This is a genomic window from Kribbella sp. NPDC006257 (genome assembly GCF_040613535.1).
Lineage (GTDB): Bacteria > Actinomycetota > Actinomycetes > Propionibacteriales > Kribbellaceae > Kribbella.
In genome coordinates this window covers 137,026-163,933 of record NZ_JBEXSJ010000015.1, presented here as the reverse complement: position 1 = coordinate 163,933, position 26,908 = coordinate 137,026, and the positions used below count along the sequence as shown (strand labels likewise).

27 protein-coding genes are annotated in these 26,908 nt (G+C 67.6%); 15 read left to right on the top strand and 12 right to left on the bottom strand.

Annotated features, from left to right (window positions below):
* Positions 1-11: 11 nt before the first annotated feature.
* Together ABZ004_RS20115 and ABZ004_RS20110 are read right to left on the bottom strand one after the other, a co-directional pair.
* Complete coding sequence (locus ABZ004_RS20115) at positions 12-2,075, bottom strand: YhgE/Pip domain-containing protein (protein ID WP_355681527.1); 2,064 nt, start codon at positions 2,073-2,075, stop codon at positions 12-14.
* The gene (locus ABZ004_RS20110; protein ID WP_355681525.1) at positions 2,072-2,770 is read right to left on the bottom strand and encodes a hypothetical protein; all 699 of its coding nucleotides are present in this window, start codon (positions 2,768-2,770) and stop codon (positions 2,072-2,074) included. Before ABZ004_RS20110 ends, ABZ004_RS20115 begins: the two co-directional genes overlap by 4 nt.
* Before the next feature lie 58 nt (positions 2,771-2,828).
* On the opposite strand from ABZ004_RS20110, the gene ABZ004_RS20105 reads away from it, so the two are divergent.
* The gene (locus ABZ004_RS20105; protein ID WP_355681524.1) at positions 2,829-3,443 is read left to right on the top strand and encodes a TetR/AcrR family transcriptional regulator; all 615 of its coding nucleotides are present in this window, start codon (positions 2,829-2,831) and stop codon (positions 3,441-3,443) included.
* Positions 3,444-3,462: 19 nt separating this feature from the next.
* Here the strand turns inward: ABZ004_RS20105 and ABZ004_RS20100 are convergent, their stop codons facing one another.
* Positions 3,463-5,025 (bottom strand): molybdopterin-dependent oxidoreductase, encoded by a 1,563-nt coding sequence (locus ABZ004_RS20100; RefSeq protein ID WP_355681522.1) that lies wholly within the window; start codon positions 5,023-5,025, stop codon positions 3,463-3,465.
* A gap of 77 nt (positions 5,026-5,102) precedes the next feature.
* Entirely contained in the window at positions 5,103-5,651 is a 549-nt protein-coding gene (locus ABZ004_RS20095; protein WP_355681520.1) for a MarR family transcriptional regulator, read from the bottom strand.
* 173 nt (positions 5,652-5,824) lie between these two features.
* Between ABZ004_RS20095 and ABZ004_RS20090 the strand changes: the two genes are divergently transcribed.
* The 8 genes from ABZ004_RS20090 (at position 5,825) to ABZ004_RS20055 (ending at position 14,988) form a co-directional block, all read left to right on the top strand.
* Positions 5,825-6,667: a hypothetical protein gene (locus tag ABZ004_RS20090; protein WP_355681518.1), complete on the top strand. Its 843-nt coding sequence runs from the start codon at positions 5,825-5,827 to the stop codon at positions 6,665-6,667.
* Between the two features lie 62 nt (positions 6,668-6,729).
* Positions 6,730-7,356: a hypothetical protein gene (locus ABZ004_RS20085; protein WP_355681516.1), complete on the top strand. Its 627-nt coding sequence runs from the start codon at positions 6,730-6,732 to the stop codon at positions 7,354-7,356.
* 15 nt (positions 7,357-7,371) lie between these two features.
* Positions 7,372-8,784: a recombinase family protein gene (locus ABZ004_RS20080; protein WP_355681515.1), complete on the top strand. Its 1,413-nt coding sequence runs from the start codon at positions 7,372-7,374 to the stop codon at positions 8,782-8,784.
* A 1,377-nt stretch (positions 8,785-10,161) separates the two neighbouring features.
* On the top strand, positions 10,162-10,674 hold the full coding sequence (locus ABZ004_RS20075; RefSeq protein ID WP_355681513.1) for a hypothetical protein: 513 nt from the start codon (positions 10,162-10,164) through the stop codon (positions 10,672-10,674).
* 571 nt (positions 10,675-11,245) lie between these two features.
* The gene (locus ABZ004_RS20070; RefSeq protein WP_355681511.1) at positions 11,246-11,383 is read left to right on the top strand and encodes a hypothetical protein; all 138 of its coding nucleotides are present in this window, start codon (positions 11,246-11,248) and stop codon (positions 11,381-11,383) included.
* Between the two features lie 81 nt (positions 11,384-11,464).
* Positions 11,465-12,202: a hypothetical protein gene (locus ABZ004_RS20065; RefSeq protein WP_355681509.1), complete on the top strand. Its 738-nt coding sequence runs from the start codon at positions 11,465-11,467 to the stop codon at positions 12,200-12,202.
* The gene (locus ABZ004_RS20060; RefSeq protein WP_355681507.1) at positions 12,132-13,169 is read left to right on the top strand and encodes a hypothetical protein; all 1,038 of its coding nucleotides are present in this window, start codon (positions 12,132-12,134) and stop codon (positions 13,167-13,169) included. The genes ABZ004_RS20065 and ABZ004_RS20060 overlap by 71 nt, the downstream gene beginning before the upstream one ends.
* Positions 13,170-13,233: 64 nt before the next feature.
* Entirely contained in the window at positions 13,234-14,988 is a 1,755-nt protein-coding gene (locus tag ABZ004_RS20055) for a hypothetical protein (RefSeq protein WP_355681505.1), read from the top strand.
* A gap of 63 nt (positions 14,989-15,051) precedes the next feature.
* Here ABZ004_RS20055 and ABZ004_RS20050 read toward each other — a convergent pair whose 3' ends face one another.
* A complete protein-coding gene (locus ABZ004_RS20050) occupies positions 15,052-15,363 on the bottom strand; it encodes a hypothetical protein (RefSeq protein ID WP_355681503.1) in 312 nt (103 codons plus the stop codon).
* A gap of 363 nt (positions 15,364-15,726) precedes the next feature.
* On the opposite strand from ABZ004_RS20050, the gene ABZ004_RS20045 reads away from it, so the two are divergent.
* From ABZ004_RS20045 to ABZ004_RS20035, 3 genes are all read left to right on the top strand, one after another.
* On the top strand, positions 15,727-16,917 hold the full coding sequence (locus ABZ004_RS20045; protein ID WP_355681501.1) for a helix-turn-helix domain-containing protein: 1,191 nt from the start codon (positions 15,727-15,729) through the stop codon (positions 16,915-16,917).
* 295 nt (positions 16,918-17,212) lie between these two features.
* On the top strand, positions 17,213-17,917 hold the full coding sequence (locus ABZ004_RS20040; protein WP_355681499.1) for a hypothetical protein: 705 nt from the start codon (positions 17,213-17,215) through the stop codon (positions 17,915-17,917).
* Between the two features lie 340 nt (positions 17,918-18,257).
* Positions 18,258-19,046 carry a metallophosphoesterase family protein gene (locus ABZ004_RS20035; protein WP_355681497.1) on the top strand — a complete coding sequence of 263 codons (789 nt, stop codon included), beginning with the start codon at positions 18,258-18,260 and terminating at the stop codon, positions 19,044-19,046.
* A gap of 10 nt (positions 19,047-19,056) precedes the next feature.
* On the opposite strand, the gene ABZ004_RS20030 is transcribed toward ABZ004_RS20035, so the two are convergent.
* A complete protein-coding gene (locus tag ABZ004_RS20030) occupies positions 19,057-19,701 on the bottom strand; it encodes a GNAT family N-acetyltransferase (protein WP_355681495.1) in 645 nt (214 codons plus the stop codon).
* 78 nt (positions 19,702-19,779) lie between these two features.
* On the opposite strand from ABZ004_RS20030, the gene ABZ004_RS20025 reads away from it, so the two are divergent.
* The gene (locus ABZ004_RS20025) at positions 19,780-20,706 is read left to right on the top strand and encodes a hydroxymethylglutaryl-CoA lyase (protein ID WP_355681493.1); all 927 of its coding nucleotides are present in this window, start codon (positions 19,780-19,782) and stop codon (positions 20,704-20,706) included.
* A gap of 54 nt (positions 20,707-20,760) precedes the next feature.
* Here the strand turns inward: ABZ004_RS20025 and ABZ004_RS20020 are convergent, their stop codons facing one another.
* The 4 genes from ABZ004_RS20020 to ABZ004_RS20005 all read right to left on the bottom strand — a co-directional run bounded on the left by ABZ004_RS20020 (position 20,761) and on the right by ABZ004_RS20005 (position 23,857).
* On the bottom strand, positions 20,761-21,597 hold the full coding sequence (locus tag ABZ004_RS20020; protein ID WP_355681491.1) for a helix-turn-helix transcriptional regulator: 837 nt from the start codon (positions 21,595-21,597) through the stop codon (positions 20,761-20,763).
* 31 nt (positions 21,598-21,628) lie between these two features.
* The gene (locus ABZ004_RS20015) at positions 21,629-21,871 is read right to left on the bottom strand and encodes a VOC family protein (protein ID WP_355681489.1); all 243 of its coding nucleotides are present in this window, start codon (positions 21,869-21,871) and stop codon (positions 21,629-21,631) included.
* Positions 21,868-22,563, bottom strand: a complete 696-nt coding sequence (locus ABZ004_RS20010) for an EcsC family protein (protein WP_355681487.1) — start codon at positions 22,561-22,563, stop codon at positions 21,868-21,870. Before ABZ004_RS20010 ends, ABZ004_RS20015 begins: the two co-directional genes overlap by 4 nt.
* A gap of 115 nt (positions 22,564-22,678) precedes the next feature.
* Positions 22,679-23,857: an SGNH/GDSL hydrolase family protein gene (locus ABZ004_RS20005; RefSeq protein ID WP_355681485.1), complete on the bottom strand. Its 1,179-nt coding sequence runs from the start codon at positions 23,855-23,857 to the stop codon at positions 22,679-22,681.
* Positions 23,858-23,916: 59 nt separating this feature from the next.
* Here ABZ004_RS20005 and aat point away from each other — a divergent pair, with 59 nt between their 5' ends.
* The gene (gene aat / locus ABZ004_RS20000) at positions 23,917-24,600 is read left to right on the top strand and encodes a leucyl/phenylalanyl-tRNA--protein transferase (protein ID WP_355681483.1); all 684 of its coding nucleotides are present in this window, start codon (positions 23,917-23,919) and stop codon (positions 24,598-24,600) included.
* Here aat and ABZ004_RS19995 read toward each other — a convergent pair.
* Entirely contained in the window at positions 24,575-25,312 is a 738-nt protein-coding gene (locus ABZ004_RS19995; RefSeq protein WP_355681482.1) for a TetR/AcrR family transcriptional regulator, read from the bottom strand. The two genes, aat and ABZ004_RS19995, sit on opposite strands and share 26 nt — an antisense overlap.
* Before the next feature lie 123 nt (positions 25,313-25,435).
* Here ABZ004_RS19995 and ABZ004_RS19990 point away from each other — a divergent pair, with 123 nt between their 5' ends.
* Positions 25,436-25,897, top strand: a complete 462-nt coding sequence (locus tag ABZ004_RS19990; RefSeq protein WP_355681481.1) for a nitroreductase/quinone reductase family protein — start codon at positions 25,436-25,438, stop codon at positions 25,895-25,897.
* A 119-nt stretch (positions 25,898-26,016) separates the two neighbouring features.
* Here ABZ004_RS19990 and ABZ004_RS19985 read toward each other — a convergent pair whose 3' ends face one another.
* Entirely contained in the window at positions 26,017-26,907 is an 891-nt protein-coding gene (locus ABZ004_RS19985; RefSeq protein ID WP_355681480.1) for an Abi family protein, read from the bottom strand.
* Between the last annotated feature and the right edge of the window lies 1 nt (position 26,908).

Sequence of the window (26,908 nt, the reverse complement as noted above, 5' to 3'; positions counted from 1 at the left end):
CCCGCTCCTCATCAGAGCGCGAGTTCGGGCTGGAGCTTCTTGGCTACCCAGACTCGTTGTTTGCGGGCGGCCAGGGCGGAGGCGGTGATGCCAGCCAGGAGCCAGGCGGCGAGGACCAGGAGGTCCCGGCCGAGGCTATCGCCGGGGCCGCCGTACATCAGGTGCCGGACGCCGTCGATCGCGTAGCTCATCGGGAGCACGTGGTGGAAGAAGTACAGCGGCGCGGGGATCGTCTGCCAGGGGAAGGTGCCGCCCGCGCTGACGAGCTGGATCACCATCAGGATCAGGCCGAGGAACTTGCCGACGGCACCGAACCAGGCGGACAGCGCGTGCAGCACCGCCACGAAGGTGATCGACGTCAGCATCAGGAAGCCGACGGTCAGCCAGGGATGGGTGGTGTCGATCCCGAGCCCGAAGATCACCGCGGTGAAGACGAGCGCGGCCTGGATCGCGCCGAAGATGGCCGGCGGCAACCAACCGCCGAGCGCCACCCGCAGCGGCGACTGGAGGGCCGCCAGGGCACGCGGTGACAGCGGACGGACGAGCAGGAAGAGCACGTACGCACCGATCCAGCAGGACAGGCTGAGGAAGAACGGAGCGAGTCCGGCGCCGTAGCTGTCGGCCGTCGCCTGCGAGGTGTTGTGCAGCCCGACCGGTGCGCCCAGCGTCTCGGCGACGGCCTTGCGCTGCTCGGCTGACGGGTCCGGGATCTGCTTGGCGCCGTTGGTGAGGGCGGTGTTGAGCTCGGTCGCACCGGTCTTCAGCTTGCCGATGCCGGTGCTGAGGGTGGTGACGCCGGTCAGCAGCTGGTTCTGGCCAGTGACGGCTTGCTGCTCGCCCGTGGCGAGCTGAGTGGCACCGGTCTGGAGGGCGCCCAGGCCGGTCTTCAGCTGGGTCGCGCCGGTGTTGAGCTTGCCTGCTCCGGCTGCCGCACTGCTGATGCCCGAGGTCAGGGCCGGCGTCGCGTTCGCCAAGGTGGCAGCGCCGTTCGAGACCTGCCGGGCGCCGGTCGCCAGTTGGTTGAGCTGCTTCGAGGTGGACTGGATCTTGGTGTTCGCGGTGACCACCGGGCCGCGCAACTTGGCCGTCTCCTGCAGGACCTGGTTGACCTGGGCCTGGGTGAACCCACGCGCCTTGAGTCGCTGGGCGAGGGCGGCGTCGAGGCTGGAGAGGTCTTTCACCAGCGTGCTGGAGGCGGTCGCCACCTGCTTGCCGACGGCCGAGATCTTCTCATTGCCATCAGCAACCTTGTCGGCGCCGGTCGCCAGATCCTTGGTCTGCTTGGGCAGATTGGCAGTCTTCGTCTTCAGGGTGTTGAGTCCGGTGGTCAGCTGGCCGGCGCCGTTGGCAAGGTCATTGGCACCCTTCGACGCCTGGCCGATCCCGGTGGAGAGCTTGGTCGCACCCGCGGAGAGCTGCGCCTGCGCGGTGTTGAGCTGGGTCGCGCCGGTCTTGAGTTGCGTGACGCCGGTGTTCGCCGAGGTCAGGCCGCTCTGCAACTGCCCGGCGCCGGTGGCGGCCTTGCTGATCTGGCCGTGGATGGTGCTGAAGCCGGCCAGCAGCTTGCTCGCCGCGGTCTCGCTCACCTGCGAGGCGACCGTCTTGGTGACCTGGGCGACGACCTGGTTCGCGATGGTGTGCGCGAGGTAGTTGTTCGCGTCGTTCGTGTACAGCTCCAGCGTCGCCTGCTTCGGTTGGAATTCCGCGCTCGAGGCGAGGTCGGCGGAGAATGTCTTCGGCAACACGAGCGCGAACTCGTACTTGCCGTCCTCCACCCCCTTGGTTGCCTCGGCGCGATCGACGCGGTGCCAGTCGAAGCTCTTGGACTTCACCAGCTCGTCGGCGACCTGCGGGCCGACCGACAGCTTCTCGCCGGTGGACAGCGTGGTGCCCTCGTCCTCGAGAACGACCGCGGTGGGGACCTTGTCGAGCCGCCCGTACGGATCGTGGTTCGCGTAGAGGTACAGACCGCCGTACAGCATCGGGACGCACAGCATCGCGATCACCGCGAGCTTCGGCAACCGGCCGGCCGTCAGCCGCCGCAACTCACTCAAAGCCATCCGGATGGCGGTCATACCTCAGCCTCTATGTCTGTCTTGGTTTCTTCGAGTGGCTCAACAGGTTCCACCGGAGCGACTTTGAGTGGTTCAGGCTGATCGATCGAGCCCAGCTGCGCCGCCGTCACCCCGAGCAGCCTGGCCGAGGCTTCGGCGCACGTGATGATGACGCCGTAACCCCGCGACGCCAGATCCTTGCCCAGCGCGTACCAGTCGTGCGGATCCCCACCGTGCCGGTCCGGCATCGTCAGGATCACCACCTCGACGTCCGCTCGCGCCACCGTCAGCTCCGCGAGCAGTTCGGTCCGTACGGCGATCGACAGGTGCTCGAAGCGCTTGTCGGCGTACTCGTGCCAGCCGTGCTCCTCCAGCCAGGCCTGCACCGCCTTGCCGCCGGCCTTCTTCCCCGCGATCGCGAGCTCCTCGCCGACCACCGACTTCACCGGCAGCGCATCGTCCGGCTCGGTGATCCCGGGTGCGTCGACGACGGCGACCCGCTGCCGGAGTACGCGGCCGTCGGTCTTGCCGTCCAGCATCACCTCGCCGCCGTCGGGACGCAGCCGCCCCGACAGGCTGAGCGCCGCCGCCACGTGGCCCGGGCCGGGGTAGCCGGCCAGCAGGACCAACTGGTGATCGCCGACAGCGACCGATGTCGGGTTCAGCATCGGTGCGTGCGGACCCTGGACGCTGATCGCGTAGGCCCTGAGCTCCATCGTGGGGTACCCCGTTCAATACGGTTGTGTATTCAATACAGAACTGTATCCTAAGACCATGGAAACACCCAAGCGCCGCCGTTCCGCCACCCGGGCCCGTCTGCTCGAAGGCGCCCTCGACGTGTTCGCCGAGCGCGGCTTCCACGGCGCCTCCGTGGAGGACATCTGCGAGCGGGCCGGATTCACCCGCGGCGCCTTCTACTCGAACTTCGCTTCCAAGGACGAGCTGGTGCTCGCCCTGTTCCAGGCGACCACGGACCGGCTGCTGGAGCAGATCGCCGCGCTGTTGCCGGACCTTGCGAATCAGCCAGGAACCCTGCTGGACGCAGTACTGGGTCTGCTGGACGATGCAGCACCGAACCAGCGGCAGTGGTACTTGATCTCCACGGAGTTCACCCTGCACGCGCTGCGTCAACCGGATGCGGCCAAGGCGCTGAACGAGCAGCGCCGGATGTTCCGCGAGCAGTTGACGCGGCTGGTCGAGGAGATCATCTCCACCAGTGGTCTGATGCTCAGTGTGCCGCCGGAGCAGTTCGTTCGGCTTGTGATGGCGCTGCACGAGGGTGCGCGCTCGCAGAGCCTGCTGGAGCCGACCGAGGTCCCGGCCGGCTCCCTCGAACACCGCTTCCTGCCCATGGTCCTGACCGCGATCAGCCGGCCAGGCAACGCCTAACCGGCCGATCCGTTGCCGCTCAGCCGACCTTGATGTCGACGCTGTGCAGGCCGGTGGAGCCGTTCGGAGCGGGCGGCGCCTGGCTCTCGATCTGAGGGTTGCCCTTGCCGTCGAACGCGCGCACCTGGAGCACGTGGTGCCCGCGCGGCGCATCCCACGTCCAGTGCCACTGGCGCCAGGTGTCGGTCGACGCGTCGGCCGCGAGCGTCGCCTCCTGCCACGGGCCGCCGTCAACGCGGACCTCCACCTTGGAGACGCCGACGTGCTGGTCCCACGCGACCCCGGCGACGGTGACCTGACCGGTCGACGCCTTCGACCGCGGTACGTCGATCCGCGAGGACAGCTTGATCGGGCCCTGCTCGGACCAGCCACGGGGTGTCCAGTACGCCTCGAACTGGTCGAACCGGGTCACCTCGATATCCGTCAGCCACTTGGTCGCCGAGACGTACCCGTAAAGACCCGGTACGACGATGCGCACCGGGAACCCGTGTTCCAGCGGCAGCGGCTTCCCATTCATCGCGAAGGCGAGCATCGACTCGCGGTCGTCGAGCAGCGTGCTCAACGGCGTACCGGCGGTGAAGCCGTCCTTCGACATCGACTGGATCGCGTCCGCCTTCGGCGAAACACCCGCCTCGTTCAGCAGGTCCTTGAGCAGCACGCCCGACCAGAGCGCGTTGCCGATCAGGTCGCCACCGACCTCGTTGCTGACGCAGGTGAGCGTGACCCACTTGTGCACCACCGTGCGCTTCAGCAGGGCGGCGAAGTCCAGCTCGATCTCGCGGTCGACCATGCCGTGGATCCGCAACTTCCAGTCCTCCGGCATGATCAGCGGCACGGACAGGGCGGTGTCGATCCGGTAGAAGTCCTCGTTCGGCGTCGCCCACGGCGGAGCCTCCGGAACCTGTACGCCGGCCGGCGGGTCGAGGCTCGGCGGCAACGGCAATTGGAGTGCCTCGCGGGCATCCGTGACGGCAGCCCGGTGCCCGCCGATAACGTTGCCTAGGGCACCTACTGCGACCGAACCGAGCGCGACGCCGGCGGACAGCTGGAGGAACCCGCGCCGGCTCACCCCGTCGTCCGGGTGCTTCATCAGTCCGGCGAGGCGTTGCGAGAACAACCGCAGTACCAGCAACGCGACGACACCGGCGACGAAGGAGGGGACGAACCCGGTCTGGCCGGCGTCCGGCCGGTGCACCGCTGCGATGACGGCCAGGCCGGCTAGGACCACGACGACGGCGGCGCCCGCTGCGTACCGGAGTACGGACAGAACTCCGCCGAGGGCGGCGAACGCCAGCAGCACGATCAGGATGCCGGTCTTCAGAGCGAGCTTGTCGTGCGTCCCGAAGACCGAGATCGCGAAGTCCTTCAGCCACGGCGGGGTGCGGTCGATGAAGGCCGACCCGATCGCCACCACGGGCGTCTGCCCGGTCCCGAGGATCGCGGCGGCCACTTGGCCCGCGGCCAGTCCTGCCAGCGCGGCGAGGATGCCGCCGATCGCGGCCCGGACGAGCGGCCCCCGACGCTGCGGCGGGCGCGGTGCGGCCGCCGGCCGGGGCTCTACCGGGGCTTGGGCTTGGTTCACTACTCAACAATTGCTCGATGGGGCGCCCGGCACCAGCCGAGCGCCCCATCCGTTAGAAGCGGGTAATGCGATGGTGGTCAGATCCGGTCGGTGATCGGACCCAGGGTGGGCCGGCCGTTCGGCCAGCGACGGGCGTTGTCACGCACCCGGCGGAGCCTGCCGAGGACGAGGTCACGGTCGTCCGCCAGCTGCGACATCCACAGGCTGTCGATCTCCAGGAGGTGGTCGGGCAATGCTTCGCGCAGGCGACGCTTGCCCTCCTCCGTGAGAACCGCGAACGACCCACGGGCGTCGTCGGGACAAGGCTCCCGACGCACCAGGCCGAGGTTCTCGGCACGGTCGACCAGCCGGGTGATGCCGCCGGTGGTGACGGTCAGCTCCCGGGCGAGTGAGGTGAGACGCTGTCTCTCGCCGTGGCTGCGGGCAAGCCGCAGCAACAGTTCGAACATTGCCATTTGCAGACCACTGCGCTTCAGGGAATGGCGCATCAGGTGATCGAGTTCGGCTGCTGCTTCACGCAGCAGGCCGTACGCGGTGATCACGTCGCTTTCCCAAGGTTCGGCGACGGGAGTGGGTTCTGCATCGGCGAGCGCTAGGGGCGAGCAAAGCGAAGGCGCGATGGTCATGGGCGGACTCTATTAGCTGACCCGTCCACTTCGCTACACGGGGTGACCTATCGGCTACAGGTCGAGACACGAATGATGGGTTTCCGAGCGTGACAACCGCCTGTGGATAACTTCCGCGGCGCCGCCCCGATCTTTGCCAGGCTGGTCCCGGACACCGCAGATCGGGGATCACGATGAACGCGAACGACCAGAAGTCACCCTACGGCCGAGGCTTCATCGCCGCCTGCATAGTCCTCGGCGCCACCCTCCTCAGCGCCGCCCTCCTCCTAACCACCCCCACCTCCAGCACGCCGACCGCCACCCCCGGCACGCCGACCGCCAACCCCGGTACGCCGACCGCCAACCCCGGTACGCCGACCGCCAACCCCGGTACGCCCGACCGCCCAGCCCCCACCCCGTGCGCCCCCACCCCAACCAACCCACCCTCGCCCGGCTCCGGGTCTTGTGCTCCTGGTGGGCCGGCTTCGGGGGATGGGGGGAAGGGGTGTGGGTTGCCGGTGGGGGATCAGGGGGTGCCGGTGGAGGCGCCGGTGGTGGATGAGTGGGAGGTGAACCGGAGAGTGGTGGTGCCGCGCTCCTCGGCGTACGGGCCTGGGAAGCAAGATCGCGACGGCTTCCGGCGCTGTTTCGCGCACTCACCCACCGGCGCGGTCTTCGCGGCGTACAACGTGATCGCCGCGATGGCCGACCAGCACCAGGCCCTCGCCACCGTCGGCAAACTGATGTTGCCAGGCCCGGAAACCGACGCGCTGCTCAAACAACTGCGAAAGGAAACCGCTGACGAGAACTCGAACCCGATCCAGATCGCCGGCTTCCGCGTGCTCGACGCGACCACCGACCGCGCGACCGTGCTGCTGGCGATGCCCGTCGAGACCGCGTTCATGACGGCGACCTTCACCCTCGTCTGGCACGCCGGCGACTGGCGCCTGATCCCACCGCCACCAGGCAGCGCCCTCGGCGCGCCGTACGCCCAGCAGCGTGACCTCTCCGGCTTCGTCTCGTGGAGCGGTGTCTGATGTGCCGATGGAACGACCTCGGATGCGGAGTCCGCGAAGGCTTTCAATCGGTAGCGACGAGCATGTTCGCCGACCTCGCCGCCAAGATCCGCGAGACCGCCGAGTCCGGGGTCGGCGGTCTGGCCACGTTCTGGATGAAGGTCGACACTCCGCAGGTCGCCACTCGGTCCGGTGAGCAGTGGACCGCCACCGGTCCGGTCGCTTTCCTGCACAGCTACTCGGTGGCGATCGCCGCGAGTGTATTCACGTTCGCGATCATGATCGCCGGCATCCGGACGGCCTGGGAGCAGCGCGGCGAACCGATCCGCGAATTGCTCAAGGCAACGATGATGCTGGTGCTGGTCGCCGGGATGGGGACGGCCACGATCCAGCTGCTGTCCTCGTGGGCCGACGGGCTCGCCCTCGAGATCGTGCAGAACGCGACACACGGCAAGCCGTTCAGTACGGCGCTCGGCGGGCTCGTCATCAAGGGTGGCGGACAACATGGGACGGCGCAGCTGCCGATGATCGTGATGTCGTTCTGCATGCTCGCCGTCTTCGTGACCTCGGTGATCCAGATCATCCTGCTGCTGATCCGCTCGGCGATGCTCGTGCTGCTCGCCGGTACGTTCCCGATCGCCGCGGCCGCGACCAACACGGAAGCCGGCAAGGCGTGGTTCAAGAAGTACTGCGCGTGGGCGCTAGCATAGGGTACGGTTTTGTACATGACAACACCGACCCGCCGGACCGCCACTCTCTACGCTCGACTCTCGCGCGAGGCGGGGGACACCAACCTCAGTCTCGCGGGGATGATCGCCGAACTCCGTCAGGCCGCCGAAGCCGCCGGTTGCGTGGTCGTTGGCGAGCACGTGGACAACGGGAAGTCGGGCGCCATCCGAGACCGTCCGGAGTTCGTGGCGTGGCTAGGCGACGCGGTCAGCGGACGGGCTAACGAGCTGTGGGCATCCCACACTGACCGCCTTACCCGAGAGGGCGTCAACGCCGCCGCACGCGTGCTAGACGTTGTCGAAGGCAAGGACCCTGAGACCGGCGCGGTAGTCAGGCCGCCGGTCCGTCTCATCACCGCTGACGGCCTGGACTCCGAGCGCGACGCCGAGGCGTTCCGCTGGCGCTTCGTGATCGCGGCTGAGGTGGCAAGGGCAGAGCGAGCCCGCATCGCCGCCCGTAACAAGGCGACTCAGCGCCGCCTAGCCGAGGCCGGTCGATACACGGGCAGCCCGGTCCCGTTCGGCTGGCAGGTTGTCCCCGGACCGGACGGCGGCAAGGTGCTGGCCGTGAAGCCGGAAGAGGCAGCGATCGTCCGCGACCTCGCGGCCCGCTGGGCAGCCGGGGAGAGCATGAGGTCACTGACTCAGTGGCTCAATGCCAGCGGCCACAGGACGCGTCCTAAGCGCCGCAAGGGCAGCGACGTGCCGACCGCTGGGGAGTGGACTGTCACGTCCGTACGCCGCGTCCTGGCGACGGCTGCCACCAAGGAACTGCTCACCGACCGGGCGCTACGTAGGGCCGTGGAGGACCGCCTAAATCCTGCCTCCGACAAGCCAAAGCCGACGGGTGGGCGACCGGTCAAGTACCTGCTGTCGGGCGGCCTCGCGTACTGCGCCGGCTGCAAGACGGCGATGACCACGTCGGCCGGACGCTACGTATGCAACGCCCTGCGCACGGGGTACACGTGCGACGTGTCGGCGACGGCCACCGCAACCATGCTCGACGCACATGCCGCAGAACGCTGGCTCGGCGCTCTCGGCGACGTGGAGCGTACGCGGACGGTCCCGGCGTCGGACGCGGCAGACACCGAGCTTGATGACGTCCTGGACGAGATCGCCACGGTGGGCAAGGCGTTTGCTACCGCGTCGGCCGCCGAGGTGGCTGGACTGGCCAAGCGCATGACGCGGCTGAGGAAGCGGGAGGCCGAGCTAGTCAACCGCGACCGCTCTGGCGACTTCCACGTGATCCAGTCCACCGGACAGACCTGGGGGCAAGCGTGGGAGGTTGCCGGAGACAACGAGAATCGCCGCGCCCTGCTCCGAGAGACCGGCTTCAGGGTGTACGTCGGCAAGGCGGCGTCCAAGGGCGACCGCAACATCGCAGGCAGGTGCCGTGTTGTTTGGCTCTGATTTTGCCGCATCGTGAGCACGGCAAGTAGCTCTGACACAACTCATAAATGAGAGGCCAAGCCTCGACACGCACCGCCCCGCGGTCGAGCTTGGCCTCTTCATTGATCAGTAGTTGCCGCATGGGCGGACGGCACGAACGAGAGGAGGCCGCACCATGGCCCTCATCCAGTGCTCCGAATGCACAGCGACCGCCGACCGGCACGGCCCGGCCGAGACGTGCTCTCCGCGGTGTGCGCGTGCACGCAAGACCCGCCGCGAGCGGGAGTCTCGCGCCGCCGTCGTCAGGGACCGCGCGCAAGCGTGGTTGTGCTTTGGCATCCCTGCTGAGGCTGCAATTCAGATTGCGCGAGCGGGCGTCACTGCCCCGCGCTGATGACTTCCCGCTGCCTCACGGGGGCAGCGGGATTGCGACGGTCTCCGGTGTAAAAGGGGCCATCCTTCCCCTGTGTGGCACCGGGGGCCGTCGCACCCACCCAATCCACCGCACGGCATGAGGGCTCGTGGAAGGCCCGTCGTGCGGTAAGCATTGAACATGCCGGGCTGACGCCCGCGCCGATCTCGCCATGCACAAATCCGGATCGCAGCCCCTTCTCCTGCCCGGAGCCGTGAGGGCCGCCCCGACGCGGCGAAACCCGGCATGTTTGATGCTTCCAGCAACCTTCCGCTCCGGCCTTACGCCGTAGACGCGGAGACAGACACCCTTTCCCTGACAGTGCATTGGGCCGCGGGGTGGTACCCGCGGGCACTGTCGCCGCGCCGTTGGGTCGCGTTGCTCCGCTGTGACGGCCGGAGCGACGCGACCCGGCGGCGCTCCCGATTTCCTTGCTCCACATGCACCCTTGGTGCAAGGGGCTCCACGTGTTCTACGTACCAGTAGCCAAGGTGACGCGGCGTCGAGCGGCAACGCTCCGCCAAACCTGCAGGTCACGCGGGGGTGCAGGTTGCTCCACGTAGGGAGGCCGTGCCCCTAAAACCTACCTACCTCTCTCTGATCTCTGTCTTCTAGGAGAGAGGTGGTTTAAGGGGCCTTGGCCTCCCTACGTGGAGCAACCTGCACCCCCCGCGCCACAACCCCGCGTGTTCCGCGGACAGGCCACCACCATGGCCCAGCTCACCCGTTGCCTAGCGCAACGGCTGCACTATCGCTCGGCCGGACGACCACCCCGGACGCGCACCCCGCATCGCCCCCGCGTCTGGCGCTCGCCAGCGCGGGCCGCCGTCACAACCCCCGAAGGCTGTAACAGAGCCATGCCTCGACACCGATCTATCCCCCTAGACCAGTGGCGCACTCTCCAACGTGAGAAGGAGCTAGACGCCGCGGCGCGGGCCACCGCCAACGCCGAGGCTGACCGCCTCGCCGCCGAGATGGACGCCGTTATGGCAGTCATCATGGACGGCGCCACCTGGCCCGGTCTCACTCGCGACGATGACTCATGGATCTCTCGCGCCGACTTCAGTGCAGCCTACGACGCCGCCCACCCGGACAGCCTGCTAGACAACCGCCAACTCCTGGCCGCGGTCCGAGAGGGCTACGCGGGCAAGGGCAGCGAGTTGCGCGAGTCACGGCGCGGTCCGCATCGCGGCCTCTACGGCTTCCGCCTCGCCACCGTCCCCGCGCCTGCTCGCAAGGGCGTTCGCCTGGACCCTGGCGCCGCGCTGTCCCTGCTAGAGGACACGTCCTTTGTCGGCCGACAGGTCACGGTGACTCCCGGCGGCTTCACCTCCCGCATTGAGGTCCGCCAGGCCGCTGACATATGGACGATACACACCGGGCACTGCCTCGCCCCTGAGTCGATCTATGCCGCGTTGCTCAGGCTGGACGGCGTGCGACCGGGCGCGGTCCGGCTGAAGGGCGGCCGAGGCTTTCACGGACTAGCCCGCGTCGCATAGTCACCCCTAGGCCCCGATTGCCTAAGGCAACCACTCCTGTCGTCAACAACCCCGGGGTAGGGGTAGGCGTGTAAACGTCACCCCCGCTGGCACATCGTCCCGCAATACCGGGACCGACCCCCGCCCCTTCCAGGTGAAGACCCCCCCGGGGGTAGTAGTCCCGCATCCCGTCCCGGTCCCGGTCCCGCCTAGCTGTGTCCTGTCCTGCCGACCGTTGTCACGGTCCCGCAGGAGTGCTACCGCGGCAACGGGCACGCTCGCTAGCCGCGCCCACGGGGCTGCAGCCTGGCCCAAGTAGACAGACCCGCCAGTGCTATGAGACCGGCGCTCAAGGCCCCGCTCAGGCGCCTGCTAGTGCGCCACGCCATCGAAGAATCCTGCGCCGACTGGCGCCGCGTCCCGCCGACTCACTGGACCGGGCGCCCGCGAGCGCCACCCCCCTCTGGACCTGCCCGTTTTTTCCCACCAAGAGGGCCGCTGGACACCTCCGATCTGTCCTTTCTCTCCCTCCGGAACGGACCCCATGAGTACCTCCGAGCCCTGCCGCCGGCGCGGCTGCACCGCGCCCCGCGTGACCTCGCAACACTGCCGCGCCTGCGCTGACGCCGACGCCGAGCGATCGAGCGCCTACCGCGCCGCTCATCTGGAGAACGTGCGGGCGCGACAGCGCGAATACAGCCGCGCCTACCACGCCGCCCGGAGCGAGTGAGCCCCTCCTGATTGCCCATGGCAATGAACTTCCCGACCGCCGTCCTGGGGGCCGGACAACACAAATGAACTGGAGAACCCCGTGCGAACCAAGAACACCGAAACCGAATCCGCCGACGCCCTTGCCAAGCTGGCGGAGATCACCGCACCACTGACGCCCGGCCGCACCTATGGATCAGAGAAGCTCGACAACGTACGCGAAATGATCCGCACTCTGTCGGCTCAAGCCCTCGTCTCTCTGCCTCGCGGTCTCTTCGATTCAACTCGTCTCAAGATCGGCAAGGCTGACGCCACCTGGACGGCCCTCAATCAGGCTCAGGACGACGACCGAGCGCGCGCCGACTACCTCGCAAACGCCTTGTACAGCGGCGCAATCTCAGTTGATCAGGCGCTGACGTTCGGTGAGCGCCTGATGCGTGGCCGCGACGGCCACGGACATGCCTTCAACATCGTGCGCCGCACCGCCAACCGTTGGCGGGATGACGCCGTGGCCGAGGCAATCCCGGCGGCCCGAGAGGCGCACGCGCTGATCGTGGCCGCGATGGACGAGGTCGTTGATGCCAGCCGCTTGGTTGACGAATTCGACCCGTCAGCCGGTGACCTCCTGGACAAGTACACGGCCCTCTCAGCGCTAGCGCGCGAGACGACTTGCAAGGTGACTGGCCTCAAGGTCCCCGCGCCCACACCCACACTCATCCGCACCCACGCCGAGCGTGAGGCAGAGCGGGACATCGCACAGGCAGCCAAGGATGCGGCCGACGCTCGCCGCGACTCATCGCGCCTGCAGCGCCTTCCCGGCAACGACTTCGGCCGCCGCTGACGACGACCACAACCACAGACTCCCAGCGCGCAATTCCGTGCTCTGGGCAACGAAAGGCACGAAAGTGACTGACCCAAGCCCGAAGCGCATCCTCAACTCTGCGCTTTACGCCGCGTTCGCCCCCGCGACCCCGGCCGCCCAGTTCGCCGTGACCCGAGCCAACGCCGGAACCGGCCTGCTGCCAAACCACCAGTACGACTACCTTGCCCAGACCCCGCAGGCTCACCCGCTCTACGACGCGACCGTGACCGATCCGGCGCTCACTGACGGCCAGCCCCTGACCGGCGCGATTCACGCGAGCTTCACCAACGGTGCAGCCACTGGCACCGAGGGCAGCGGCCCCGGCGCTGACGTGACCTTTACCGTCGCGAGCGGCCCGACGCAGTCACCGCAGAGCATCATTGCCCGCGCCGTCATCACCCGCGAGGCTTACGACTCGCTGTCGGCACCGCGCACGGCGGACGAGGTTGCCAACCTGATGCGGTCGGCCTTCCTGGACGTCGTGGAGGGCCGTGTTGCTACCGCCCTCGCCGCGGCGACTCTGACTGAGATCGAACTGACCGCCGCTGCAGCGGACGCCGTCCTGGAGGGCGACCTCCTGACCGCCTCGGCCGCGCTGGACGTTCTCCGCGGTGGCCCTGACATGACGGTCTCGGTGGCTGGCCCCTCGCTGTTCACGGACATGGTAGAAGCGAAGGACTCGGGTGGCCGTCGTCTGGGCCGCTACACCGCCGGGCAGGGCGTCGCCTTCGCTGGCCGGCTGTGGTCGCCGAGCTGGGCGCTAACTGCCGCGTCGGGCGCTACCGGCTACGTCTTCGCCCCCGGAAGCATCGTCACCCGCGTATCAGTTCCGGTCGTTCGTGAGGTTCAGATCGCCGTGGAGACGGTGGATGTCTGGCTTCAGGGATACAGCGTGACCAGCGCCGTCCGGCCCACCGAGGCCCGCCGAATCGTCTTCGGCGCGTGACCTTCCATCGCATCCGCCAGCGGGGCTCATTCGTGAGCCCCGCTTCGCATTTCTGGAGGTACTGATGACCACGAGCAACTCGGCCGTCAAGATCGCCCTCCTTGTGGACGCATCCGAGGCCGCCAAGTCTTTCAACGTCGCCGGTGGCGCCGCGGAAAAGCTGGGGTCGTCGATGGATGCTGTTGGCAAGCAAACCAGCTCGGCGGTCGACAAGGTCAACGCCCACGCCGACAAGGCCCGCAAGTCCATGGACAACCTCGGCGACTCCACTGACGAGACCGCGACCAAGACCGGCGTTATGGCTTCCGCGCTAAGCGCCTTCGCCGGTGGCCTGGACGCCGTTGGCCTCGGCAAGTACGCCGCCCTCCTGCAGGGCTCGTCTGTCGCCGTCGACGTGTTCAGCAACGCGTCAGACGTCGCAACCTTGTTCCTGCAAAGCAAGTACATCGCCCTAGCCCGCGACAAGATCGCCACCGTCGCGAGCACCGTGGCAACTATCGCGGGAACCGTTGCGACCAAGGCCGCGGCAATCGCTACCCGGGGCCTCGGTCTCGCCATCCGATTCGCGACTGGTCCAGTGGGCCTCATCGTGGCCGGAATCGCCTTGCTTGTAGGCGGTCTCATCTACGCCTACAAGCACAGCGAGAAGTTTCGAACGATCGTCAACGGCACCTTTGCAGCGCTCAAGACCGGTGTCACCGCAGCCATCCGCGCCGTGGTGACTGCGGTCAAGTCGGTGGGCTCGTTCTTCTCCGGCTTCGGCGAGGGCATCTCCTCCGCGTTCTCCTCGGTCCTGTCCTTCTTCAAGGACCTGCCCGGCAAGATCGGCGGCGCCATCGGCGACGCGGCCTCGTGGCTCGTTGACAAGGGCAAGGATCTGCTCCTCGGATTCATCAAGGGCTACATCGGCGTCTACGTCACCATAGGAAAGTTCTTCCTTGGTATCGGCAGTGACGTCCTCAAGTGGATCGGCGACGTATCCAAGCTCCTTTACACCAAGGGGCGCCAGATCGTCATCTCCATCGCCAACGGTTACGCGTCGTTCATCGGCAACATCGCCAAGACGATTGCCGGTCTCCCCGGCGCCATTCTCAAGTGGATCGGGAACGTCGCAACCCTGCTCTACACCAAGGGCCGCCAGATCGTCATCAGTGTGGCGAATGGCTACGCCTCGTTCATCGGAAACATCGCCACCACGATCCGCGGTCTTCCCGGCGCAATCCTCGGTTGGCTCGGCAATGTCTCTGCCCTGCTGTACACCAAGGGCCGGCAGATCGTTATCTCGGTTGCCAACGGCTACGCGTCGTTCATCGGGAACATTGCGACGACGTTCCGCGGCCTGGCAGGCAGTGTGATCGGTTGGGTAGGAAACGTCGGCTCGACCCTCTACAACGCGGGACGCTCGATCATCTCCGGATTCTTCGACGGCCTTAAGTCCGCCTGGAGTTCCGTGGAGTCGTGGGTCGGCTCACGCGCCAAGTGGATTCAGGATCACAAGGGGCCGCTCTCCTACGACAAGCGGCTACTCACCCCCGCGGGCGCGGCCATCATGACCGGTCTACTCAAGGGCATGGACGGCGAGACTGACAAGCTGAAGCGCTTCCTCAGCACCGTCTCGTCTGACATCGAGAGCGGCCTGTCCGCGTCGCCGTCCGTGAGGCTCGGCGCCGCGTCGGTTGCTGGCAGCAACGGAATCGGCTCTGCGCCGGTCATCAACCTCACCGTCAACGCTCTCTCCGACGGTCCCGAGGTTGGGCGCCGGGTTGTCTCCGCGATCACTGACTATGAGCGCGCCAACGGCGCACGCTGGCGTACCTGAAACAAGAGTCCCCGTCCTTCCCATCGGAAGGGCGGGGACTCTTGTCGTTTACACCTATTTGTTCTAGCGCAGCACCATGCCATGGGCTTCGAGCTGGTCCACCACCGCGTCCGGGAACTGAGCCACCACACGCCGCCCGTCAGCCCGCCAGCTCGACACCGTGTGAGTGACGCGCCTGCCGCCGGGGTGCCCGTCCTGCCGCACTCGCATGCCTACCAGGATGACCACTGGGCGGGGGAGATCGCTGGTCCATGACGCGGTCATCCGGCGCACTTGGACGATGCCTGCGGGATTCGGTGGCCAGTGAGTTTGGAGCTTGAACCACTCAGCCTCGCTGAGCAGGATCTCGGCACGGTGGGCAACGTCTACCTTCAACGCCGGTCAGCATCCTCTCGCGGGTTGGAAGGCGGGGCGTACGCAGGCGCATCCGTCCGGCACACACGCCCCGCCGATCATGGGGCTACTCCTCGTCAAGCCACTCGGCGCCGGAGGCGTCCCGGTGATAGCCCTGGTGGTGGCCGAGCGTGCACGGACGGCCGGTCATTGGGTTAGCGCCGTCGCAGGAGTCAGAGGCGCGCAAGATCGGCCATCCGCGTGCGTCACTGGCTGGCTGCCGCTCATCCTGGCTACCCGTCCACTCGACTCCTTGCCCCGTTGTCATGAGGCCATCCTCTGCCGCCCAGGCCATGGCGGGAGGGGCCATACTGGGGGCCAAAGGCCATACGGAGGAGTGAGGCAGTGGAGACCGGGGTGGGACGGCTGATAGCTCAGCTACGCGCCGAGCGCGACCTGAGCCAATCCCAACTTGCCGACATGCTCGCCCGCGCCTCCGGCAACCCCGCCGTCACCCGCAACGAGATCTCCCGATGGGAGCAGGGCAAGCGCCGCCCCCGCCGGTACTGGCTGGAGTGGCTGGCCGTCGTGTTCGGGATGAGCCTCCTTGACCTGGAAGACCTCGCCCGGCTTGCCGCGCCGACAACCAACACCGACGAGGCGGAGGCCATCGAGCTACGGCAACGGGTCGCGGCCAGCGATGTCGGCAGGCAAACGCTAGAGGGCCTGGAGACCGCCGTTGACGACCTCGCGACGGCGTACCCCACGACCCCGCCAGATCTCCTCCTGATCCGCGTCAGGCGCCATCTCGGCTACGTCGGCAAGCTCCTGGACGCCCGCATGACACTGGCGGAGCATCGCCGCCTTGTCGTCGCCGGGAGCTGGCTGTCCTTGCTCGCCGCGACTTGCTCGATCGACCTAGCCGACCGGCCGGCCGCCGCTGCCCGGCTACAGACCGCCGCCCAACTCGCCGAGCACGGAGAGCATCCGGAGCTGTCGGGGTGGTGCCTCGAAACTGAAGCCTGGCAGGCCGTGACGGACGGCGAGTACCGGCGAGCTATCAAGCTGTCACAGGGCGCGCAAGCCGTTGCCCCGCACAACAGTTCCGCCTTCATCCAGGCCACCGCACAGGAGGGCCGTGCGCAAGCTCGCCTCGGCCACCGGCGGGAGACACTCAAGGTGCTCTCCCGCGTCGAGCACCTCGTCTCGCCGTTGAAGGTGCCGGACCACCCCGAGCACCATTACCGCTACGACCCCGGCAAGGCGGATGCGTACGTCGCAACGACCCTGTCATGGGTAGGCGACCCCGGCGCCGAGCCAATCGCCCGGCAGGTGCTCGCCCAGCTCGAAGCGCCCGAATACGGCGCCCCGCGTCCACGTCGGGCCGCGACTGCGCGCTTGGACCTCTCCCTAGCTCTCCTCGCCAGCCACAAGCCGGACGAGGCATCCAGCGTGACCATGGACGCGCTCGCGTCCGGCCGCCTCGTACCGTCCAACTTCTGGCGCGCCCAAGAAGTCATCAAGGCCGTGGACGCGCAGGGCCTGCCGGAGGCCGCCGAGCTACGCGACGCCTACGAGGCGCTGCGGGTGTCGTAGGCCCGCGCCTCAACTAGTCTCGGACGTGCAGAAGGCCCACCTCAATTCGGATGAGGTGGGCCTTCTCTGCGTGCGGACGCGGGTGTTAGAGCAGGCCCTCCCGGACGTCCGCAAGCGTCTGGAGGAAGAGGGCCAGCTCGGCGCGCGCCTCGGCCTTGAGCTGGTCAGCAAGCTCGCGGATGGTGACGTCGTAGTCTTCGTTCATGGTGGTGCCTCCTAGTCAGGTACTGCTTTAGGCCCTCGGCTGGCGTGCCCGCGCCGCTGGGGGCCGCTCCATTTGTGGAGCTTAGAAACTATGTCCTACGCATTGGCCTTCATTGCCTATAAACCGGCCGCTGCGCTCATCTACGCGGCGGCGATGAAGATGAACGAAGCCGGGATGACCAACAAGTCCGGCAACGACCTGGTGCAAGCTCTGACCGGCCTGATGATGATGCTGCTCGCCATCTTCGCGCTGCCCGCGCTGCTGCGCTTCGCCGTACCCGTCACTGCCGCCGTCGCCGGCGGAGGTTCCGGCGCCGGAGCAGCAGTCGCCGACCCAGGCAACGTCGCCACCGGCGCCCTCAACCTAGGCCGCCCCTCCCGCCGCACGAGCGGTTCCTCGGCCGGCGGTGGAGGTGGTGGCAGCAAGGCAAGCGGCGCGATCGCCGTCGGAGCCGGCGCCGCCCTCTCAACCACCCGAAAAGCAGCAGCCGCAATCTCCACCGCCACCTCCCACTCAGCAGGCGAACCCGCCGACGGCTCCCCCACTCCCTCCCCCACCCGAACCTCCGGCATGCGCGGTGGCACCGGTGGGGGCCCGGGCAGCAGAACCACGGGCAGTGGAGGCGGAGGCTCGGGCAGCAGAACCTTCGACGGTGGAGGCGGAGCCTCAGGCTCCAGAACCTCAAGCGGTGCTGCCGGAGCCTCAAGCTCCAGAACCTCGAGCAGCAGCCGCTCTTCGTCGTCACCCGCCTCCCACAGACCCCCCGACCACCCCGGCCCCACCGGCAGCAGCTAGCCGGAACCCAGGCGCTCAGGACCAGCTACCGCGACACCGGTCTCCTCCAAACAGCATGTGTCCCCGACGGAGGCTCCGGCGTCAGAACCTCGGGCGGCGGCCGATCACTGTCGGCGTCCGTCTCCAACGGATCCACTTATCAGGCCGGCTCACCGGCAGCGGCTAGCCAGACCCGGCGCACGCCGAGGCGCCCGAGAAGGGCTTTGGTTCACCTGCAGGTCCATCCGGGACCGCCGACAGGCCGAAACCCCGACGCGCGCCGTTTGCGGTAGAGCGAGATTGCTCTTACCTGCAGCGGCTGGGCGGGGTGGATGGAGCTTCGGCGAGGGATGATGGGGGGATGGGGCTGGAGCGGATTGCGTTGATTTCGGATGTCCATGGGAACTTGTCGGCGTTGGAGGTGGTGCTCGCCGACATCGAGGCGCGGGGGATCACCAGGATCTTCAACCTGGGCGACTACGTCGGCAAGGGACCTCGCGGACGCGCGGTGGTCGACCGGTGCCGGGAGCTGTGCGAGGTGAACATCCTCGGCAACTGGGACGACTTCCTCCCGGATCCTGACCGCGAGATCGACAACGAAAGCCTGCGCTGGTGGAAGAACGAACTCCGCGAGGACCAGTGGAAATGGCTGCGCGACCTGCCGTTCAGCCACGACTTCGTCCTCAGCGGCCGCCGGATCCGGCTGTTCCACGCCTCCGCGACGAGCGTGCACAGGAGGGTCCGGTTCGACCATGACGAGCAGGAGTACCTCGGCATGTTCGAGAACACCCCCGCGACCGGCGACGGCCCGGTCCCGACCGTCGTCGGGTACGGCGACACCCACGACTCGTTCTACGAAGCCGACCTCGACCGCCGCATCCTCTTCAACACCGGCAGCGTCGGCAACAACATGAGCGACCCCACACCCGTCTACGTCATCCTCGAAGGCATCCCCGACACCCTCGAGGACGCACCCTTCTCGATCCAGTTCGTCCGCGTCCCGTACGACGCAGCCGCCGAACTCGAAATCGCCCGAACCCTAGGGATGCCCCAACTAGCCGGCTACGAATCCGAAATCATCCACGGCACCTACCGAGGCGACCTCGCCGCCAACACCCCACCCACCTACCACCGCCCGGCCCGCGGATGAATCCGGCGGGTCAGTCGACGAGGAGGGCTTCGGCGCCGACTGGGGTGTAGCCAGCGGCTAGGAAGGTGCGTAGGGAGGCGGCGTTGCCGGGGCTGACCTGGGCCCAGATGTGGGCGTCGGCGGGGATCAATGCTCGTGCCGCATGAGCCAGACGGCGACCGTGGCCCTTTCCGCGAGCATCCTGCGGTACTTCGAGCGCGCCCTCGAGTCGCCCGGCCAGACCGTTTCCGATCACCACCAACCCGCCGTACGGATCCGAATATGCCCGTACGTCGTCGCGGTAGCGCCAGGCTCGCACGATCCTCGAGTGCGTGTGATCGGTGAGCTCGGTCAGGTCAGCCACGGCCGCAGCGCGTTCGGCGGGATCGGACAATGCCGGGGCGAGCAGCATCGCGTCGATCGCGTTCACCCGGCGGCCGATCAACTGCTCCAGTGCTAACAGGAACGGCGGGTTGAGCGGCGCCGAGAGATCACCGGCCGGGATCCGCTCGGCGACCCATCCGGGATCCACGTCCGCGGCGACCACGATGTGCGCCGTGAACGCGACCACGCAGCTCTCCCGCGGAGACGGCGCCGGAACCACCTCGACCTCGAAGTCCGGGGCGGGGAAGACCCCACCCTCGATCCCGCGCAGAATGTCAGCCAGAGTTGTCATCACCCGCCATTCTGGAGGAGACCCCTCCTGGCGAAGCGATCACCTGCCCACCCAGCAGGGACGAGACGGAGGCTGAAGGTGCGGAAACCGCAGCAGGTTCGGGCCGAGGGACTCCCCGAGCGGGTGACGATCTACGAGGTCGGCCCCCGGGACGGTCTGCAGAACGAGTCGGCGATCGTGGATGTCGCGGTGAAAGCCGAGTTCATCCGCCGCCTGGTCGAGGCCGGCCTGACGACCGTCGAGACGACGAGCTTCGTCCACCCGAAGTGGGTTCCCCAACTCGCCGACGCGGCCGAGTTGCTCGAACAACTCGACCTGCCCAGCGGAGTACGGGCTCCTGTGCTGGTCCCGAACGAACGCGGTCTCGATCGCGCGCTGGCAGCCGGCGTACGGGAGATCGCGATCTTCGCCAGCGCCACCGAGACCTTTGCGGCGAAGAACCTGAACTCCACCCTGGACGACCAGTTCGCCATGTTCACGCCGACGATCGAGCGGGCGCTCGCGGCCGGTCTGAGCATCCGCGGCTATGTCTCGATGTGTTACGGCGACCCGTGGGAGGGCGACGTACCGATCGACCAGGTGGTGAAAGTCGGCGCGCGCTTGGTCGAGCTCGGCTGCCACGAACTCTCCCTCGGCGACACGATCGGTGTCGCGACGCCCGGGCAGGTCATCAGCCTGATCGAGTCGTTCGGCCGCGCGGGTGTCGGCGTCGACAAGGTCGCCGTGCATTTCCACGACACCTATGGCCAGGCGCTCGCCAACACCCTGACGGCGCTCCGCGAAGGCGTCACGACCGTGGACAGCTCGGCGGGTGGGCTGGGCGGATGCCCGTACGCCGAAAGCGCCACCGGCAACCTCGCCACCGAAGACCTCGTCTGGCAACTCGACGGTCTCGGCATCCAAACCGGGGTAGACCTCGAAAAACTCGTCACCACCAGCACCTGGATGTCCACCCAGTTAGGCAAGCCCTCCGCCAGCCGAGTAGTCCAAGCCCTAGCCGGCTGACCTGCTGAGCCGGTTTGTCGCTCGAGCTGAAGGTTCTGCGCTGGGTATCACCGCTCAGGCTTCGGCGGGTTCGAGGGAGCGGCGGGTCAGTGGCAGGCGTTCGCGGGTGAGGTCGTCCGACGGGGTCTCGACGAACAGCACCAGGTCGGGGTGGGCTGGGACGGCTAGTTCGGTCACGGTGAAGTGGAGCTCTCCGGCCAACGGGTGGACGACGTGGCGGGGGCGGGGGGTGCAGTCGGCGACCTCGTGGCGGGACCAGAGTTGGGCGAACTCGGGGCTGAGGTTGCGGAGCCGGGCGAGGTCTTCTTCCCAGTCGGGGTCGCCGATGTGTTCGACGTACGCCGAGCGGAGGCGCGCGACGAGGTACGGAACTTCCTCGTCGTAGTTCAGCAACTGCCGGCGGGCGAGCGGCTCGGTGACGATGCACCAGAGCAGGTTCTTGTGCACGCACGGCAGCGTGTGCCAGTCGTAGAAGAGGTCGGTGAACGCACCGTTCGACTTCACGATGTCGAAGCGGGTGTTGGTGATCACCGCCGGCAGTGGATCGAGCGCGTCCAGGATCTCCGTCATCACCGGCACGCTCGCGCAGAGACCGGTCTTCGGCCGCACCGGCGTCGCCTCGGCCAGCCGGTACAGATGTGCTCGCTCCGGATCGGTCAGCCGCAACGTGCCGGCGACCGCGTCGAGCACCTGGCCGCTCACGTTGATCGGCCGGCCCTGCTCGAGCCAGGTGTACCAGGTCACGCCGACGCCGGCGAGCTGGGCGAGCTCCTCGCGCCGGAGCCCCGGCGTACGACGTCGTCCGCCCGGCGGCAGGCCGACCTCCTCAGGCCGCACCTGCGCCCGGCGGGCCTTGAGGAAATCCCCCAGTTCCGCGCGATGGGTGCTCACCGGAGCATCCTGGCACCAGCCGCCGACAGTTTCACCGGGATTCCGGCGGCCCGGCCGGCGTCCCCCGGGTGGAGAGGCCGAACGGATGGCCGGCCGGATTGATGAGAACCCGGAACACCGAGGGATGAGGCTGTACTGCGGACCTCGTGGCGCCGGCCTGGATCGCCTCGATCTCGGCAGTGTCCAGGTCGGCGGTCTTGAAGTCCAGGTGGCATTGCTGCGGCACCCGCGGATCCGGGCAGTCGAGGGTCGGACCCCAGAACGGCGCGATCACTGCTCGATGGAGCGAGGAGCTCGCCGGACCAGGCTCTCGTCGGCGTACCGGCCGATCCGGTACGTCGACCAGCCGTCGACCCCGGCACCCACAGCGCCACCCAGCAACGGCACTCGCCGGGTCACGGTGAGGGCCATCCGCTTGCCGCTGATCCGGGCGATCAGCTCACCGACGACCTCGCCGGCCACCTGCCGGTCCAGTTCGGGGTCGAACACCGGCGCGGTCGCGATCGCCAGCGGCGACGTCACCAGGCTCTCCTTCTTGATCCGGTCCGTGACGCCGTCCTCGCCGAGCAGGCAGGTGATCACCGCGGTCCGGACCCGCGGATCGTCCAGGTCGTATCCGCGCAGATGAGCGATCGCGGCCACCATCCGGGCCTGCACGATCGCGATCCCGGTCAGGTTGGCCGGCAGCGCGACCGGCAGCGTGATCAGCCCGCCGATGCTGGTGACGAACCCCTGCAGGCCGCCGAGCCGGATGTGCTGCTCGATCACGGTGTCGATCGCGAGTTCGGGGTCGCCGTCGTTCTTGGCGAGATGCTTGGCGGCGATCTTCTCCGCGCCCGGGAACCGCTGGTACCCGTCGATGGCGACTTCCAGCACCTGACGGAGGACACCGGCGGCGGCTTGCGGGGCGAACCGCTGGGCGGCGGGCGCGAGACTGCTGGCGACGAACCTGGCTACTCCGGCCACGGTGCTCCTTCGGACTCGGACGCCCGGGCTTGGCGGCAGGGCGCATCCTCAACTCTACGTGCCACCTGTGAACCCGCCACTCGGGAGAAACCCTGGCCGGTCCCGTACTACGCGACTATGCGTGCTTGCCGGTGAACGGACCGTCAGGGGCGAAGGCGTATCCGGCGAACTTCTCGGCGATCAACCGGTGCGTCGCCGTGTCCGGGTGCAACTCGTCCGGCAGCGGCAACTCGGCGTAGTCCGCCTCGCCGTACAGGTCCAGCCCGTCGAGGTAATGCAGATTCGGATCGGTCGAAGAACGCTCAGCCGTGATCCTGGCGAGCTCACGCCGGATCACCGTCAGCGTGAGCTTCCCAGCGGCAACCTCCGCCGGATCGCCGGTCGCCTTGAACTTCAGGGTTCCGCTGGACAGATCCGGTGCACCCGGCCCAGGGGTGTCCTCGTGAATCCGGCAGTAGACCGACGAGATGAGCAGCAGCGGCGTCGTCGGATGCCCCTCCCGGATCGTGTCGAGGAACCCGTGCACAGCAGGACCGAAGGCGCGCAGCCGCATCAGGTCGGCGTTCACGATGTTGATACCGAGCTTGACGCTGATCAGCTCCGCCGGGATGTCCCGCATCGTCCGCGCGACGAACGGATCGAGCAGCGCACTCCCGCCGAAGCCCAGGTTGATCAACTCCACCTCACCGAGCCCCGCCGCCACGACCGGCCAGGTCGCGGTCGGGTTGGCGGCATTCGACCCATGGCTGATCGAACTGCCGTGATGCAGCCACACCCGCCGCCCGCGAGCCGGCGCAGGCTCAACCGGTACGTCGGTCCGCAGCGCGACCAGTTCGCCCGTCTCGTTGTGCGGCAGCCAGATCTCGATGTCCTTGACCTCGGCCGGCAGCCCCTCGAACCGCAGGGTGCCGGCCGGTCCGCGGGTGAGTTCGGTCGTCCCGGTCGACCAGTCCTGCGTCAGAACGTTCCCGGTACTCAGACTCGCCTGTTCTGCGAGCACCCCGTCGACCAGCAGGTCAAAGACGCCGTCCGGGACCGGTGGCGCCCCGACGGCGGCCATCTTCGTCCGCAGCACATCCAGCTCGATCACGGTCGCCGCAGTACGGAAGGCAAGCCGTACGCCGGCCGGTCGCGCCTCCGCCATCGCCATCTGGCCGTCGGTGTTCTGCGCCCGGGCCCAGCCGGGCAGCCGATGCGGCAGTACGCCGTACGGCGTCGTCTCCAACTCGATCGCACCCCGCACGATCTCCGCGGTGATCGGCGTCTCGAACCATTCGCTGAACTCGGAAGTCATGCCTCCACCCTGCCTGACCCGGACGGTCCTGGTGCGAGCGGGTGCGTCAGGATGGTGGGGTGCCAATCGAACCTCCCCCGTCTGTCTGGGACTTCCCACCGGTCGGGGTCGCCGGAGCCGGAGACGTCGTCGCCGCCGGGGCAGATCTCGAGCCGGGCACGGTGCTCGCGGCGTACCGGCGGGGGCTGTTCCCGATGCCGGACTGTCATGGTCCCTTGCTCTGGTGGTCGCCGGTGGAGCGCGGCGTGATCGAGGTCGACGGGTTCAAGCCGTCACGATCGCTACGACGGGCCCGGGAGAAGTTCGAGATCCGGGTGAACACTGCGTTCGACCGGGTGATCCGGGCCTGTGCGGATCCGAAGCGGCCGGGGTCGTGGATCGACGCGGACATCATCGCGGCGTACACGAAGTTGCACGAGCTCGGCTGGGTGCACTCGGTCGAGGCCTGGGACGGCGACGAGCTGGCCGGCGGTCTGTACGGCGTGGCGATCGGCGGGCTGTTCGCGGGCGAGTCGATGTTCCATCACAAGACGGATGGTTCGAAGGCGGCCGTCGCTGGACTGGTCGAGCTGCTCAGCGACAAGTACGCGATCGAGCGGGTCCTGGACATCCAATGGGTGACCAGCCACCTCGCCACCCTCGGCGCCGTCGCGATCCCGCGCGAGCAGTACGTCCGCCGGGTCAACCGCGCCCTCGCCTTTCCGCTGCCGGCCGCCTTCAGCGGGCCGCCACCCCGCGGTTGAGGCCGACGAAGGTGGCCATCTGTTCGATCGTGTCCGCGAAGAACGCGTCCGCCGGATCCATCGTCCGGGCGAGCTGACCGAACAGCTCGAAGCTGATCATCCCGAACAACTGCGTCCATGCGACGACCGTCCGGAGCAGCACAGTGGCCGGTACGCCGGGAGCCGCGCGCGCGACGACAGCCACCTGCTCAGCCAGTACGCCGGAAGGCTCGCGGGCAGCTTCGAGCGGGTCGAGTCTGCCTTCGCGCTGGGCTCTGGTCAGGACCCCGAGCAGCACGATCGCGACCCGGACGGCGGACTGGATCGTCGTGGCCGGCGCCTGGTAGCCGGCGATCGGTGAGCCGTAGATCAGCATGTACTCGTGCTGGTGGTCCTTGGCCCATTGCCGTACGGCGTGGCAGACCGCGATCCAGGTGCTCCGGGGATCCGGCTCGCTGACCTTTTCGGCCACGCTGACCTTTTCGGCGGCGCTGACCTTTTCGGCGACGCTGCCGAGGGCGTCGTACGCGTCGATGATCAGTGCGGTCAGCAGGTCGTCGCGGCTCGGGAAGTACCGGTAGAGGGCCGAGGACACCATGCCCAGTTCGCGGGAGATGGCACGGAGCGACAGCCGTTCGGCGCCGTCCGCCGCGAGCTGGCGGCGGGCGACGTCCTTGATCTCCTGGGTCAGTTCGGCCCGGGCCCGATCCCGTGCGGTGCGTCCGGCGTTCATGTTTCGCAGTCTGCCACGAGCACCGCCCTAAAGCGAGAGCACTGCTCTTGACACTGTCTCGTGGACGGTGTTCACTGGTCACAACAGAGAGCACCGCTCTCGCAGACTTGAGGAGCAACCGCCATGCAGGAGTACAACGACAAGCGAGTGGTGACGTCGGGCCGGCGCAGCATGCTGGTCTTCAACAAGCTGGTCGCCGGCCTGACCAACCTGGGCGTCAGCCTGATGGGCAGCCGGGTGCTCTCGGTCCGCGGCCGCAAGTCCGGCGAATGGCGCAGCAACCCGGTCAACCTGCTCGTCCTCGACGGCCAGCGCTACCTGGTCGCCCCGCGCGGTCACGTCCAATGGGTCCGCAACCTCCGCGCCAGTGGCGAAGGCACCCTCCGCGTCGGCCGCACGATCGAAACCTTCCGCGCCGAAGAACTCGCCGACGCCGACAAGCCCGACATCATCCGCCTCTACCTCAAGAAGTGGGCCTGGGAAGTAGGCGCCTTCTTCGGCAACGACGTCCGCGCCGACTCCCCCGTCTCCCGCCTCCTGGAAGTAGCCCCCGGCGTCCCCGTCTTCAAAATCCACACCGCCTGATTCACAGCCCCTCCGGCCCAGCCGCCAGCTCAGCCTCCAACTCAGCCACACTCGGCAACACCGAAGCCACCTCCTTGGGCAACGACTCGTTGCATCTCAGACATCAGCCGGCCTTGCTGCTACCGCCACAAGGCGAGCTTGTCCCAACCAGCGGGTGCTCCCAGCGACTCGGTGCTGATCTGATCGAACGACGGGAAGCGAAGGACCAGCTCGGCGACCCTTTCGCCCCAACCACAGTCCGGATCGATGACGCCGATGAGATACGCCATCACCGCTAGAGCGTTGTACACACCGAAGCGTGCCTTGGCGCTGTCGTAGTCGCTGAGATGATCGAGCGTTGGAATACTTCCCCTACTGGATCGCCTCGGTGCAACGACCAGCTTCCGGTTGAACAATCTTGCGTGATGTGCGGCGACGTTCCGCACGTAGTTGATGCTGGCGATCCAACTCGCCATCACGCGTTTGGTGGGCACCCCGTACCACTGCGCAATCTTCGTCGCGAGTGGGTTGTTGAGGCCGGCGTACAGCCGACTGAGGTGGCCGAACTCCATGATCTCGGTCAGTGCCCAGATCGGCATCTTGTTGTCATAGCGATCCCGAAAATGCGCGACGAACGCCTCATCGGAGCTGTTCTGGCGTTGTTCGACCCGTTCGATCCAGCGATCCAGTTTGCTCGGCGAGTGATCGCCGGTCTGAGGATCGGTGCCTTGCACCGTGAATGCAGGCCCGAAATTGGCAGGGTCACAATGGGCGTAGGCGGACACCTCACCCAGGAGGTGTCCAACGCTCGTTCGCAGTGACACCTCAATACGCTCGGTTCCCTCGAGCACCAGCATTCGCAAGTGGCGATCGAAGTCGATCAACGCTGCGGCGGCGGCAATAGAGGTTCCCGCCTTGTAGTTATCGAGGATGGTCAGGGTGTCGTGGCCATCCGGTCCGGCCACCCACTCGGATGACCGAAAGGGGTAGAGGTAGCCGGTCAGCCGGTAGTAGCCGACTGCGTTGAGCAAG